At 69.7% G+C, this 13,323-nt stretch carries 11 protein-coding genes; 8 read left to right on the top strand and 3 right to left on the bottom strand.

The genetic code is table 11. From position 1 onward, the window contains the following. Positions 1–52 precede the first annotated feature (52 nt). The 4 genes from FHT38_RS03475 (at position 53) to FHT38_RS03460 (ending at position 5,625) form a co-directional block, all read left to right on the top strand. The gene (locus FHT38_RS03475; protein WP_183489927.1) at positions 53–385 is read left to right on the top strand and encodes a cupin domain-containing protein; all 333 of its coding nucleotides are present in this window, start codon (positions 53–55) and stop codon (positions 383–385) included. 193 nt (positions 386–578) lie between these two features. Further along, positions 579–3,608, top strand: a complete 3,030-nt coding sequence (locus FHT38_RS03470) for a TonB-dependent receptor (RefSeq protein ID WP_183489924.1) — start codon at positions 579–581, stop codon at positions 3,606–3,608. 263 nt (positions 3,609–3,871) lie between these two features. Continuing rightward, a complete protein-coding gene (locus tag FHT38_RS03465) occupies positions 3,872–4,660 on the top strand; it encodes a rhamnogalacturonan acetylesterase (protein WP_183489921.1) in 789 nt (262 codons plus the stop codon). Positions 4,661–4,689: 29 nt separating this feature from the next. Next, a complete protein-coding gene (locus tag FHT38_RS03460; protein WP_183489918.1) occupies positions 4,690–5,625 on the top strand; it encodes a sugar kinase in 936 nt (311 codons plus the stop codon). 33 nt (positions 5,626–5,658) lie between these two features. Here the strand turns inward: FHT38_RS03460 and FHT38_RS03455 are convergent, their stop codons facing one another. The 3 genes from FHT38_RS03455 to uraH all read right to left on the bottom strand — a co-directional run bounded on the left by FHT38_RS03455 (position 5,659) and on the right by uraH (position 8,284). Beyond that, a complete protein-coding gene (locus FHT38_RS03455; protein ID WP_183489916.1) occupies positions 5,659–6,900 on the bottom strand; it encodes a urate hydroxylase PuuD in 1,242 nt (413 codons plus the stop codon). A gap of 203 nt (positions 6,901–7,103) precedes the next feature. Then, entirely contained in the window at positions 7,104–7,922 is an 819-nt protein-coding gene (xdhC, locus tag FHT38_RS03450) for a xanthine dehydrogenase accessory protein XdhC (RefSeq protein ID WP_183485512.1), read from the bottom strand. Between the two features lie 8 nt (positions 7,923–7,930). Beyond that, positions 7,931–8,284, bottom strand: coding sequence for a hydroxyisourate hydrolase (uraH, locus tag FHT38_RS03445; RefSeq protein WP_091721870.1), 354 nt, complete (start codon positions 8,282–8,284; stop codon positions 7,931–7,933). Between the two features lie 72 nt (positions 8,285–8,356). On the opposite strand from uraH, the gene FHT38_RS03440 reads away from it, so the two are divergent. The 4 genes from FHT38_RS03440 (at position 8,357) to FHT38_RS03425 (ending at position 13,213) form a co-directional block, all read left to right on the top strand. Next, the gene (locus FHT38_RS03440) at positions 8,357–9,040 is read left to right on the top strand and encodes a GntR family transcriptional regulator (RefSeq protein WP_183489913.1); all 684 of its coding nucleotides are present in this window, start codon (positions 8,357–8,359) and stop codon (positions 9,038–9,040) included. A gap of 13 nt (positions 9,041–9,053) precedes the next feature. Further along, the gene (gene puuE, locus FHT38_RS03435) at positions 9,054–10,010 is read left to right on the top strand and encodes an allantoinase PuuE (RefSeq protein ID WP_183489909.1); all 957 of its coding nucleotides are present in this window, start codon (positions 9,054–9,056) and stop codon (positions 10,008–10,010) included. A gap of 33 nt (positions 10,011–10,043) precedes the next feature. Then, the gene (gene uraD / locus FHT38_RS03430; protein ID WP_183489906.1) at positions 10,044–11,858 is read left to right on the top strand and encodes a 2-oxo-4-hydroxy-4-carboxy-5-ureidoimidazoline decarboxylase; all 1,815 of its coding nucleotides are present in this window, start codon (positions 10,044–10,046) and stop codon (positions 11,856–11,858) included. A gap of 107 nt (positions 11,859–11,965) precedes the next feature. Continuing rightward, the gene (locus tag FHT38_RS03425) at positions 11,966–13,213 is read left to right on the top strand and encodes a M20/M25/M40 family metallo-hydrolase (RefSeq protein WP_183489901.1); all 1,248 of its coding nucleotides are present in this window, start codon (positions 11,966–11,968) and stop codon (positions 13,211–13,213) included. Positions 13,214–13,323: the final 110 nt, after the last annotated feature.

The following is a 13,323-nucleotide window of genomic DNA, read 5'->3' as shown; positions in this document are numbered from 1 at the left end:
TCCCGGCGCCAGCCGCACCGGCGCTTGCCGGGATCGCGAGGAGACCGCCCCGATGAATCCGTATTTCCTGAACGACGACGCGCCCTGGACCGAGCTCGGCGACGGCATCCGCCGCAAGGTCGTCGGCCACACGCCGGAGCTGATGTCGGTGCTGGTGCAGTTCGACGAAGGCGCGATCGGGACGCCGCATGCGCACGACGCGCATGACCAGATCGCGTTCGTCCTGAGCGGCTCCTTCGCCTGCGAGGTCGGCGGCGTGAAACGCACGCTCAAGCCGGGCGATGCCTTCGTCGCGCCGCGGCTGACGATGCATGGCGTCGTCGCGCTGGAGCCCGGCAGCACGCTGCTGGACCAGTTCTCGCCACGGCGCGAGGACTACCTCTGACCCCGACCTGACCCCAGGGTCCGCGCGCGGCGCGGATCGCAGACATCCGCAGTACCGAGGCGGCGATCGCACTGCAGCGACGGCCGCTCCCGACCTGCCGGCGCCCTGCGTGCGCCCGCGACCGACCGATGCCGCGAGAGCGAGGGCCACGATCCCGAGCCCGCGGCCGCAGAAGCACCTTGGAGACAACGTCATGCCCCACCGTCATGGGACTCGCCTCGGGACGACCTCGTCCGATCGTCAGCGCCGCGCGCATCGCGCCGCGTCGCCCACGCCCCGCCTGACCCGCCTCGCCGCCTGCCTGCTGGGCACGGCGACGCTCACGCTGCCCGCCTGGAGCCAGGACCAGGCCGCCCCGGCACCGGCCGCGCCGGCGGCCTCCGCCGCCGCCAGCGACAAGGCGCTCGAGACGGTGGTCGTCACCGGCATCCGGGCGTCGCTGGAAAGCGCGCTGAACGCCAAGCGCCAGGACCGCGGCATCGTCGACGTCATCAAGGCCGAGGACATCGCCAAGTTCCCCGACACCAACCTGGCCGAATCGCTGCAGCGCGTTCCCGGCGTCGTGATCGACCGTGACGCCGGCGAGGGCCGCAACATCACGGTGCGCGGCCTGGGCGCCGACTTCACCCGGGTGCGCATCAACGGCATCGAGGCGCTCGCCACCACGGGCGGCACCGACAGCTCCGGCGGCGCCAACCGCTCGCGCGGCTTCGACTTCAACGTCTTCGCCTCCGAGCTCTTCAACACCATCACCGTGCGCAAGAGCAGCTCGGCGGAAGTGGACGAAGGCTCGCTCGGCGCGACGGTGGACCTGCAGGCGGCGCGGCCCTTCGACTTCAACAAGCGCGTGATCACCGCCTCGGTGAAGGCGCGCTACAACGACCTGGCGCGCGAGACCGATCCGCGCGCCGCCTTCCTGATCAGCGACGTCTTCCTCGACAAGCGGCTGGGCGTGCTGGTGTCCGGCGCGTACTCGAAGCGCCGCCTGTTCGAGGAAGGTTTCTCCACGGTGCGCTGGGACAACGGCCCGTCCTCGGGCGGCTGGTGCTCGCCGCAGGGCACGACGCCCGCGAATCCCGCCACCACCGCGGCCAACTGCGGCCCCGCCGCGCAGGGCGTGCCGCGCCTGCCGGCGTCCGCCGGCGCGAGCTCGGCCTACAGCCTGGCCAGCAGCGCCGACAACTTCCACCCGCGCCTGCCGCGCTACGGCCGACTCACCCACGACCAGGACCGGCTGGGCCTGACCGGCTCGGTGCAGTTCAAGCCCACCGACCGCACGCTGCTCACCTTCGACATGCTGTATTCGAAGCTGGATGCGACGCGGCGCGAGGACTTCCTCGAGGCGATCTCCTTCAGCCGCACCGCGAGCCAGGGCGGCAAGCCGCAGACCAGCGTCGTGGAGGCGCAGTACGCGCCCAACGGCGCGCTCCAGTACGGCGTCTTCAACGGCGTCGACATCCGCGCCGAGTCGCGCTACGACGAGCTCACCACCACCTTCCGCCAGCCCAGCCTGACGCTGGAGCAGGAGCTCACCGACCACCTCAAGCTCAATGCCAAGGTGGGCCGCGCGGACTCCAAGTTCCGCAACCCGGTGCAGACCACGGTCACGCTGGATGCGCTCAACGTCAACGGCTACACGCTGGACTTCCGCAACGACGACCGCCTGCCGGTCATCAAGTACCCGTTCGACCCGACGGTATCGAACGGCGCGCTGCAGATCGTCGGCGTGCCGCAGGTCAGCTCCGGCACGCAGCCCACCACGGTCGCCAACACGACCACCAGCGAGGTCCGCATCCGGCCGCAGGGCGCCAACAACCGCAACGACATCGCCCACCTGGACCTGGCCTGGGAGGTGCTGCCCGACACGCTGACCCTCAAGGCGGGCTACGACTACAAGAAGTACAGCTTCGACACCTACGAATTCCGCCGCATCAACCAGAACGACACCATCTTCTCGCCGGCGGCCGGATCGGGCGTGCTGACGACGATGCTGACCAACTTCGGTCGCGGACTGAGCCTGCCGGCGGGCACGCCCACGTCCTGGGTCATTCCCGACCTCAACGCCATCGCCGCCGCCTACGACATCTACTGCAACTGCCTCAAGAGCGGGCCGGCGGGCGGACCGGGCGACTTCACCCTGTCCTCGATCACCAACGGCAATGCGCGCGGCAACAACCGCGCGGTGGTCGAGCGCGACCGCGGCGGCTTCGTGCAGGCGGACTTCGAGGGCCGCGTGCTGGGCCTGCGGATGCAGGGCAACGTCGGCGTGCGCTACGTCGTCACCGAGCAGGAGGCCACTGGCTACCTGGCCACCGGCGGCGGCACCGAGGTCGTCATCGGCCAGAAGTACAAGGACTGGCTGCCGGCGCTGAACGTCTCGGCCAACCTCACCAAGGACCTCATCGCGCGCTTCGCCGCGGCCAAGGTCATGGCGCGTCCGCAGCTGGGCAACCTCAACCCGGGCGGCACCATCAGCACCACGGGCACCTTGTCGATCACCACCGGCAATCCGTACCTGAAGCCGTTCCGCGCCAAGACCTTCGACGGCAGCCTGGAGTGGTACTTCGGCCGCAACGCCTTCATCGGCGTGGGCGTGTTCCAGAAGAACATCGACACCTACATCCAGAGCCTGCGCACCAACGCGCCGTACAACCAGACCGGCCTGCCGCTCTCGCTGCTGCCGTCCAACTTCACCGGCGAGGAGGTCTTCCAGCTCACCACGCCGATCAACACCCCGGGGGGCAAGCTGCGCGGCATCGAGTTGAACTACCAGCAGCCGTTCACCTTCCTGCCGTCGTGGGGGCGCAATTTCGGCACGGTCCTCAACTACACCTACGTCAAGTCGAAGATCACCTACCTGGTCTCGCCGACCAGCAACGCCACCATCACCGACGACCTGCTCAACATGTCGCCGAAGTCGTGGAACGCCACGCTGTACTACGACGACGACACCTTCAGCGCCCGGGTTTCGGCCTCCAAGCGCTCGTCCTTCCTGACGCGGGTGCCGGGGCAGAACAACAACGACGTCGAAGGGAAGAACGCCACGCTCAACGTGGACGCGTCGATCTCCTACAAGATCAACGACCGGCTCACGGTCACGCTGGAGGGCGTCAACCTGACCAACGAGGCGAACGACCAGTTCATCTCGCGGGCCCGCAACAGCCCGGTGGTCTATCACGTCACCGGCCGCGAGTTCCTGCTGGGCGCCAGCTACAAGTTCTGAGGAACCTCCGCCCTCCCCGCGGCCAGCGAGCCCTTCTTCGACGTGCACGCTGGTCATGGGGTCCGGGAAGGGCTGGGGGTTCCCGGACGGGACGCCCCCTGCCCTGGCCGGGCCCGCGCCCTGAAGTCGCGCAGTCGAGGGACGTTTCGGGGTACAACAACGACCGCCCACCGGCGCCGGCCAAGCGCCGACTCTCCACGGGGCATGGGGGCTCCCTCCTGGACCCCCAAGCCCCATTCCGGTCGCACACCCTTGGAGGACTCATGAAGAAGGCATGGCTCGCTGCGCTCAGCGTCGTGGCTGGCGTCGTACAGGCGCAAGCGCAAGCACCGGCGCCATTGCCATCGCCGCCATCGTCTCTGCGCGTGATCCTTGTCGGCGATTCGACGATGGCCACGAAGAGCGGCTACGGCGATGCGCTGTGCGCGCGCTTCCAGCCCGAGGTGAGCTGCCTCAACCTCGCCAAGGGCGGGCGCAGCACGAAGAGCTTCCGTGCCGAAGGTCTGTGGGACCAGGTGATGGCGCTGCTGCGCGCCCGGCCGGCAGGGCAGACCGACGTGGTGCTGATGCAGTTCGGCCACAACGACCAGCCCGGCAAGCCGGGCCGCTCGACCGACCTCCAGACCGAGTTCCCCGCCAATCTCGCCCGCTACATCGACGACGTGGCGCCGACCGGCGCGCGCCTGGTGATGCTGACGCCGCTCACGCGACGCAGCTTCGACGCACAGGGGCGGCTCGACAACGCGCTGCGTCCCTGGGCCGAGGCGATGATCCGCGTCGCCACCGAGCACCGCGTGCCGGTGATCGACCTGAACGCGATCAGCCATGCCGCGGTGCAGGCGATGGGTGAAGCGGAGGCCGACACGCTCGCGATGGCGCCCAAGCCGATCGATGCGCCCGCGCAGGGCGCCTCCTCGCCCGAACGCGCCGGCGCGGCCAATCCGGTGTTCGATCGCACCCACCTGGGCGCCAAGGGCGCGCAGGTGTTCTCGGCGATGGTCGCCGGGCAGTTGCCCGTCGCGATGCCGGAACTTCAGCGTTGGCTGCGCTGAGCGAATCAGCCAAGGATGGGAGATCTCCGATGACTCGACGCGTCGCCGTGATCGGCGAATGCATGCTGGAACTCAAGGGCCAGGCCTTCGGGCCCATGACCCAGGGCTATGGCGGCGACACCTTCAACACCGCCGTGTACCTCAAGCGCTGCGGCGATGCGGCCGGCGTGCAGGTGGCCTATGCGACCGCCCTCGGCGACGACGGCCTGAGCACCGGCCTGCTGGAGCGCTGGCGCGACCAGGGCATCGACACTCGGCTGGTGCGGCGGATCCCCGGACGCATGCCCGGGCTGTACCTGATCGAGGTCGATCCTGCCGGCGAGCGCAGCTTCCACTACTGGCGCGACACCGCCGCGGCGAAGGCCTATTTCGATGAGGCCGTCAGCCCGCTCGAGCACCATGCCGAGAACTTCGACGCGCTCTACCTCAGCGGCATCACGCTGGCCGTGCTGCCGCCCGCGGGGCGGGAGCGGCTCTTCGCGCTGATGGAGCGCCTGCGCGCACGCGGCGCGCAGGTGGTGTTCGACAACAACTTCCGCCCGCGCCTATGGCCCGACCGCGCCGCGGCACGCGTCGCCTTCGAGCGCGCGTTCTCGCTGGCCACGATCGCGCTGGTGACCGCGGACGACCATCAGGCGCTGACGGGCCTCGATTCCGTGGAGGCTGCTATCGCGCAGGCACAGTCGCTGCCGACGCCGGAGGTGCTGATCAAACGCGGTGCATCGCCCACGCTGGTGCACAGCGCGCAGGCGCCCGGGCACTGGGCCGAGGCGCCGACGGAGGCAGTGGCGCGCGTCGTCGACACGACCGCCGCGGGCGATGCCTTCGCGGGCGGCTACCTGGCGCGGCGCCTGGCCGGCGCGGATGCGGTGAGCGCGGCGGTCTTCGGCAATCGCGTCGCGGCGCGGGTGATCCAGCATCCGGGCGCAATCATTCCGATCGAGGTCATGGGCGATCTGGTCTGAGCGAGTGGCTCCGGCCAGGAGCCTGCGGCGGCGTCAACGCTCCTTGAACCAGCGTCCGAGCGTCGCCCGCTCCTCGTCGGTGATGCCGGTCGCGTTGTTGAGCGGCATGCTCTTCTGCACGACCACCTGCTGGTAGATCTCGGCCGCGTGCTGCTCGATCAGCTGCGGCTCGTGGAACTGGATGCGCTTGGGCGCCAGCGCCGCGTTGTGGCAGGCCAGGCAGCGGGCGGCGACGATGGCCTTCACCGTCTCGAAGGACACCTTGCCGTCGGTGGTCGCCTCAGTCGACGCAGCGCCGGACGTGGCCGGGGCGCTCAGCGCGGGGGCCGCGGTCACGGGCACCATCGCCGGTTGCGGTGCGAGCCACGCGATCAGTCCCGCCAGCAGCATGACCACGGCCACCAGCAGCGGCCAGGCATCGACGCCCTTGTGGCGCTTCACGAACCAGGTCCGCACCAGCGCGCCCACCAGCATCAGCAGCACCAGCACCAGCCAGTTCTGGGGATGGCTGTAGAGCATGCCGTAGTGGTTGGACAGCATCGCGATCAGCACCGGCAGCGTGAAGTACGTGTTGTGCACGCTGCGCTGCTTGCCGCGCTGGCCGTGGACCGGGTCCACCGGCCGACCGGCCCGCATGTCGGCGATCACCTGCTTCTGGCCGGGAATGATCCAGAAGAAGACGTTCGCGCTCATCATCGTGGCGATCATCGCGCCGGTGATCAGGAACGCCGCACGCCCGGCGAAGAGCTGGCTCGCGCCCCAGGCCGCAGCGACGATGGCCACGGCGACCAGCCCGAGCACCACGCCGTCGTTGCCGATCGAACCGTCGGCCTTGCGACCGAAGCGCCGGCAGATCTGGTCGTAGACGATCCAGCCGCCGGCCAGGAAGCCCAGCGCCGCGGCCACCGCCGCGCCGGCGCTCCAGTCATGGACGCGCTTGTCGATCAGGTAGGTGTCGGCGTTGAACAGGTAGAGCAGCGCGAACAGCGCGAAGCCGCTCATCCAGGTCCAGTAGCTTTCCCAGTAGAACCAGTGCAGCTCCCGCGGCAGGTTGGCGGGCGCCACCATGTACTTCTGCGGGTTGTAGAAGCCACCGCCGTGCACCGCCCAGAGCTCGCCATCCACGCCCTTGGCCTTCAGGTCCTCGGCCTGCGGCTTGAGCAGGTGGTTGTCCAGCCAGACGAAATAGAACGAGGCGCCGATCCAGGCGATGGCCACGATCACGTGCAGCCAGCGCAGCAGCAGATTGGCCCAGTCAAGCAGGTAGCTGTCCATCAACGAACGTTGAGCAAGTTCCGGACCACCACTGCGGGCGCTGTGAACCGGCAAGCGTCGCGCTGAGAAAAACTGGGCGCCGCGGCGACGTTGAGGAGGGGAGTGTATACAGTTTGGTGCGCTGCGAGCGGCTGCTGGCCCTCACCCCTGCCCTCTCCCGCAAGCGGGAGAGGGAGTCGAGCGGAGCGAGAGTTGAGCGCGGCTCAGCGGGGCTCGGTGGGCGTCTGCATCGCCTGGGCGACGACCGAGAGCGCCACGATTTCCGGCTGCTTGCCCACAATGCCCGGAATGCCGATCGGGCAGGTCACGTGGGCGAGTTCGGCCGGGCTGAAGCCCCGTGCCTCCAGCCGGTGCCGGAAGGTCGCCCACTTGCTCCTGCTGCCGATCAGACCGATGGAGGGCAGGTCGCGGGCCTCGCGCTGGCGCTTCAGGCACGCGGCCACGATGTCCAGGTCCTCCGCGTGGCTGAAGCTCATGATCAACACCTGCGAGCCGGCCGCCAGCGTCGGCACCGCGCCCTGCACCGGCTCGGACTGCTCGGCGCGGACGTTGTCGGGCAGCGTCTCGGGGAAGACGCCCTCGCGGCTGTCGATCCAGTGGACCCGCACCGGCAGCCGGGCCAGCAGGTCCACGATCGCGCGGCCCACGTGGCCGCCACCGAACAGCGCGATCGGCCGCCAGCCGCTCTGGTCGCCCAGGCGCTCGGCAAGGCCCGCGATCGACCGGGCGTCCAGCCACTCGAAGCCCAGCCACACGACGCCGCCGCAGCACTGGCCCAGCGACGGCCCGAGCGCGAAGCGCTGGCGCGCCTCCATCACCCGGCCCGCCGCAAGCGCGGCGCGCGCCTTGGCGATCGCATCGAATTCCAGTTGACCGCCGCCGATCGTGTTCACCACCTCCGACGCGGTCACCGCCATCCAGGCCCCGACCTCCCGCGGCCCGCTGCCCTGCAGCGTCTCGACGCGCACCAGCACCGCCGGCTCGCGCGCGAGCTTCAGGGCCAGGGTCTGCCAGGGCCGCATCGGTCGCCTCAACTGCCCCGGTAGGTGGAGTACGACCAAGGGGTGGTCAGCAACGGCACGTGGTAGTGCGCCGCCGGATCGGCGATGCCGAAGTCCAGCGGGACCTCGTCGAGGAATGCGGGCTCGGGCAACTCGACGCGCTGGCCGCGGAAATAGGCGGCAACCTCGAACACCAGGCGGTAGCGGCCCGCGCGCAGCGCCTCGTCCGCCAGCAGCGGCGCGTCCGCGCGGCCGTCGGCATTGAGCGTCAGCGCCTGCAGCAGTTGCGGCCCGCCCGCCTCCAGCCGGTACAGCCGCACCGCCATGCCGGCCGCCGGCCGGCCGTGCATCGTGTCCAGGACGTGTGTGGTGAGCTTGCCCATCGGCGCCTTCGATGAATGGGAGGAATGAAAGCGCAAAGTGTATACACTCTGGGACACACCGCCCACCCCATCATGAACGCCCGCGACCTCGACGCCAGCGCTTCCGTCACCGAGCGCATCACCGCCGCCATCACGCAGGCCATCGTCGAGCGCCGCCTGATGCCGGGCACCAAGCTGGTCGAGCAGCAGCTGGCGGACATCTTCGACTGCTCGCGCACGCTGGTGCGCCAGGCGCTGAACCAACTCAGCCGCGACCGGCTGGTGAAGCTGGAGCCGGCCCGCGGCGCCTTCGTCGCGCAGCCCAGCGTCGAGGAGGCGCGCCAGGTCTTCGAGGTGCGCAAGATGCTGGAGGCGGCGATGCTGACCCACCTCTGCCAGCGCATCACCCCGGCGCAGATCAAGCAGCTGCGCGCCCACCTGAAGCAGGAACGCGACGCCATCGGCCGCACCGACGTGCCGGGTCGCACGCGGCTGCTGGCGGACTTTCATGTCGTGCTGGCCCGCATGCAGGGCAACGAGGTGCTCGCGCAGTTGCTGACCGACCTGCTCTCGCGCAGCTCGCTGATCGCGCTGATGTACCAGAGCTCCCATTCCGCCGCCGAATCGCAGTCCGAGCACGAGGCCATCGTCGACGCGCTCGAGGCCCGCGACAAGCGCGCGGCGCTGAGGCTGCTCGAGGCGCATCTCGGCAACGTCGAGGCCAACCTGCGGCTCGATCCGCGCGTGCAGGACCTGAAGTCGGTCCTCCAACCCTGACCCCGCCCCGCCCATGAAGCCCGTCGTCTCCCCTGGTTATCCCCGCGACCTCGTCGGCTACGGCGAACACCCGCCGCACGCGCAATGGCCCGGCCAGGCGCGCATCGCGGTGCAGTTCGTCCTCAACTACGAGGAAGGCGGCGAGAACTCGGTGCTGCACGGCGACGCCGGCAGCGAGCAGTTCCTGTCCGAGATGTTCAATCCGCCCGCCTTCGCGGCGCGCCACCTGAGCATGGAGGGCATCTACGAATACGGCTCGCGCGCCGGCGTCTGGCGGCTGCTGCGCGAATTCGAGAAACGCGCGATGCCGCTGACCGTCTTCGGCGTGTCGATGGCGCTGGAGCGGCATCCGGAGCTGACACGGGCCTTCGTCGAGTTGAATCACGAGATCGCCTGCCACGGCTGGCGCTGGATCCATTACCAGCAGGTCGACGAGGCCACCGAGCGCCAGCACATGGACATCGGCATGGACATCATCCAGCGCCTGACCGGCGAACGGCCATCGGGCTGGTACACCGGACGCGACAGCCCGCACACGCGGCGCCTGGTCGCCGACTTCGGCGGCTTCGAGTACGACAGCGACTACTACGGCGACGACCTGCCCTTCTGGCTCAACGTCCGCAAGACCGATGGCACGCTGGCGCCGCAGCTGGTCGTGCCCTACACGCTGGACTGCAACGACATGCGCTTCGCGCTGCCGCAGGGCTTCAGCCACGGCGACGAGTTCTTCGAGTACCTGCGCGACAGCTTCGACGTGCTCTACGCCGAGGGCGCCGAGGCGCCGAAGATGATGAGCATCGGCATGCATTGCCGGCTGCTCGGCCGGCCCGGCCGCATGCGCGCGCTGCAGCGCTTCCTCGATCACGTCGAGAAGCATGACCGCGTCTGGATCGCCCGCCGCGTCGACATCGCCCGCCACTGGCGCGCGACGCATCCATTCGATGCGGACAAGGCCTTCGTCTGGGGCTGAGGCCCCGGATCCTTCGAGTCTTCCGAGCCGCCGATGAGCCCCACCGCCGTTCAGCCCTCTCCCGTCCTGTCCCTGCCCGCGCTGAACGCGGCGGGCGAGGACGCCTTCGTCGCGCTGCTGGACGGCGTCTACGAGCATTCGCCCTGGATCGCGCGACGGGCCTTCGCTACACGGCCCGCCGGGGGCTTCGCGAGCCTCGCCGCGCTCAAGCATGCGCTGGCCACCGTGGTTCGCGAGGCCGCGCTCGACGAGCAGCTCGGCCTCATCCGCGCGCACCCGGAACTCGCCGGCAAGGCGATGGTCGCGAAGTCGCTGACCGCCGAGTCCACCCACGAGCAGCGCACCGCCGGCCTCACCGCCTGCACGCCCGAGGAGTTCGCGCGCCTGCAGCAGCTGAACGCCGACTACAACGCGCGCTTCGGCTGGCCCTTCATCCTGGCGGTGCGCGGCCCGCGCGGCGACGGCCTGTCGCGCCAGCAGATCATCGACACCTTCGCGCGGCGCCTGAACGCGCATCCGGACATCGAGCGCGCCGAGTGCCTGCGCAACATCCACCGCATCGCGGAGATCCGGCTCAACGACAAGTTCGGCGTCGAGCCCCAGCTCGGCAACCAGGTCTGGGACTGGGCGGAATCGCTGGCGCGTTTCTCCGACCCGGGCTTCGCCGAGAACGGCCAGCTCACGGTGCTCTACCTGACGCAGGCCCACCGGGCGGTCGCGGCGCAGCTCGCCGACTGGATGCGCGAATGCGGCTTCGATGAGGTCGGCATCGATGCCGTCGGCAATGTCGTCGGCGTCTACCACGGCGAGGACCACGGGCAGCCCGGCGAAGTGCCGCGCCTGCTCACCGGCAGCCATTACGACACGGTGCGCAACGGCGGCAAGTACGACGGCCGGCTTGGCATCCTCGTCCCCATGGCCTGCGTGCGCGAGCTGCATCGCCAGGGCCGCCGGCTCAGGCACGGCATCGAGGTGGTCGGGTTCTCGGAGGAGGAAGGGCAGCGCTACAAGGCGACCTTCCTCGGCTCCAGCGCGCTGGTCGGCCGCTTCGATCCGACCTGGCTGGACCAGGCCGACGCCGATGGCGTCGTGCTGCGCGACCTCATGCGCGACGCCGGCCTGCCCGCGACGATGGACGCCATCCAGGCGCTGCGGCGCGATCCGGCGCGCTACCTCGGTTTCGTCGAGGTCCACATCGAGCAGGGGCCGGTGCTCAACGAGCTCGACCTGCCGCTGGGCATCGTCACTTCGATCAACGGCAGCATCCGCTACGTCGGCGAGGTGCGCGGCCTGGCCTCGCACGCGGGCACCACGCCGATGGACCGGCGCCGCGATGCCGCCGCGGCGGTCGCGGAGCTCATCCTGTACGTCGAGGAACGCGCCGGCGCGGTGCCCGAGGTCGTTGGCACCGTCGGCCAGCTGCAGGTGCCGAATGGCTCGATCAACGTCATCCCCGGCCGCTGCCGATTCAGCCTCGACCTGCGCGCGACCACCGACGCCGCGCGCGATGCGCTCGATGCCGACGTGCGTGCGCGCCTGGCGCAGATCTGCGAGCGGCGCGGCCTGAGCTTCACGCTCGAACGCACCGAAGCCGCCGCCGCCGCCCCGAGCGACGCGCATTGGCAGTCGCGCTGGGAGCGGGCCGTGAACGCCCTCGGCCTGCCGGTCCACCGGATGCCGTCGGGCGCGGGCCACGACGCGATGAAGCTCCACCAGGCGATGCCGCAGGCCATGCTGTTCCAGCGCGGCCTGAACCTGGGTATCAGCCACAACCCGCTGGAGGCGATCAGCAACGACGACACCGAGCTCTGCGTGCGCGCTTTCCAGGCGCTGCTCGACGACCTCTGAATCCCGTCAGGTCGCCGCGCCAGCTCGCCCCGTCCGATCGTCCGCCGCCACACCCTCCAGGCCGCATCACCTTCCGTCATCGCTCCGCGCTTCAGGATTGCCACCCCATGACCGCTACCCCGTCCTCCCTGCATGACGCGCTCGACGCGTGGATCGACGCCCACTTCGACGACGAAGTGCGCTTCCTGCAAGCGCTGGTGCGCGTGCCTACCGACACGCCGCCGGGCAACAACGCGCCACATGCGGAGCGCACGGCTGAGCTGCTGGCCGAGATGGGCTATGTCGCCGAGCAGCATCCCGTGCCGCAGGCGCAGGTTCGTGAGTACGGCCTGGAATCGCTGACCAACCTCATCGTGCGACGCCGCTTCGCGGACGGGGGGCCGGTGATCGCGCTGAACGCGCATGGGGACGTCGTGCCGCCCGGAGAGGGCTGGACACACGACCCGTACGGCGCCGAGGTCGTTGACGGCCGGCTGTACGGGCGCGCGTCGGCGGTCAGCAAGAGCGACTTCGCGACTTACACCTTCGCGCTGCGGGCGCTGGAGGCGCTGGGCGCGCCGCTGCAGGGCGGCGTCGAACTGCACTTCACCTACGACGAGGAATTCGGCGGCGAACTGGGCCCGGGCTGGTTGCTCCGGCAGGGGCTGACGAAGCCGGACTACCTGCTGGCCGCTGGCTTCAGCTACCAGGTGGTGACCGCGCACAACGGCTGCCTGCAGATGGAAGTGACGGTGCACGGCAAGATGGCGCATGCCGCGATTCCGGACACCGGCATCGATGCGTTGCAGGGCGCGGTGGTGATCCTCAATGCGCTGTATGCGCGCAATGCCGAGTACCGGCGCACCACGTCGCAGGTCGAGGGCATCAAGCATCCGTATCTGAATGTGGGCCGCATCGAAGGCGGCACCAACACGAATGTCGTGCCGGGCAAGGTGACCTTGAAGCTGGACCGCCGGATGATTCCGGAGGAGGACCCGGTGGTGGTCGAGGCCGAGATCCGCGAGACGATCGCGACGGCGGCGGCGTCGTATCCCGGCATCGAGGTGGACGTGAAGCGCCTGCTGCTGGCGCGCTCGCTGAAGCCGTTGCCGTCCAACCGTCCGCTGGTCGAGGCCTTGCAGCGTCACGGCGAGTTGATCTTCGGCGAGCCGATTCCCACCTCTGGCACGCCGCTGTACACCGATGTCCGTCTGTATGGTGAGCACGGCGTTCCTGCGGCGATCTATGGTGCGGGTCCGCGCACGGTGCTGGAGTCGCATGCCAAGCGTGCGGACGAGCGGGTCGAGTTGTCGGATCTTCGTCGTGCGACGAAGGTGGTTGCCCGCACCTTGCTGGACCTGTTGCAGAAGCCCTGACCGCCGCCCCAAGTGCTTCGTCGCGCACCGCGGTCGTTGCAGCGTGCATGGCGGGGGCCGGCGGCGAAGCCGAGCGTTCCATCTGACTGGAGCGCCGTCTGTGTGAGCGA

Origin of the sequence: Mitsuaria sp. BK041 (genome assembly GCF_014193085.1) — a bacterium.
In the GTDB taxonomy this organism is placed as follows: domain Bacteria; phylum Pseudomonadota; class Gammaproteobacteria; order Burkholderiales; family Burkholderiaceae_C; genus Roseateles.
Note: the sequence above shows the minus strand (reverse complement) of the source record. Positions and strands in the feature narration are given on the sequence as shown.

What these genes read in the sequence shown, in the direction of transcription:
- FHT38_RS03475 (WP_183489927.1), top strand. Translation starts at nt 53, where the DNA reads ATGAATCCGTATTTCCTGAACGACGACGCGCCCTGGACCGAGCTCGGC.
- FHT38_RS03470 (WP_183489924.1), top strand. Translation starts at nt 579, where the DNA reads ATGCCCCACCGTCATGGGACTCGCCTCGGGACGACCTCGTCCGATCGT.
- FHT38_RS03465 (WP_183489921.1), top strand. Translation starts at nt 3,872, where the DNA reads ATGAAGAAGGCATGGCTCGCTGCGCTCAGCGTCGTGGCTGGCGTCGTA.
- FHT38_RS03460 (WP_183489918.1), top strand. Translation starts at nt 4,690, where the DNA reads ATGACTCGACGCGTCGCCGTGATCGGCGAATGCATGCTGGAACTCAAG.
- FHT38_RS03455 (WP_183489916.1), bottom strand. Translation starts at nt 6,900, where the DNA reads ATGGACAGCTACCTGCTTGACTGGGCCAATCTGCTGCTGCGCTGGCTG.
- xdhC (WP_183485512.1), bottom strand. Translation starts at nt 7,922, where the DNA reads ATGCGGCCCTGGCAGACCCTGGCCCTGAAGCTCGCGCGCGAGCCGGCG.
- uraH (WP_091721870.1), bottom strand. Translation starts at nt 8,284, where the DNA reads ATGGGCAAGCTCACCACACACGTCCTGGACACGATGCACGGCCGGCCG.
- FHT38_RS03440 (WP_183489913.1), top strand. Translation starts at nt 8,357, where the DNA reads ATGAACGCCCGCGACCTCGACGCCAGCGCTTCCGTCACCGAGCGCATC.
- puuE (WP_183489909.1), top strand. Translation starts at nt 9,054, where the DNA reads ATGAAGCCCGTCGTCTCCCCTGGTTATCCCCGCGACCTCGTCGGCTAC.
- uraD (WP_183489906.1), top strand. Translation starts at nt 10,044, where the DNA reads ATGAGCCCCACCGCCGTTCAGCCCTCTCCCGTCCTGTCCCTGCCCGCG.
- FHT38_RS03425 (WP_183489901.1), top strand. Translation starts at nt 11,966, where the DNA reads ATGACCGCTACCCCGTCCTCCCTGCATGACGCGCTCGACGCGTGGATC.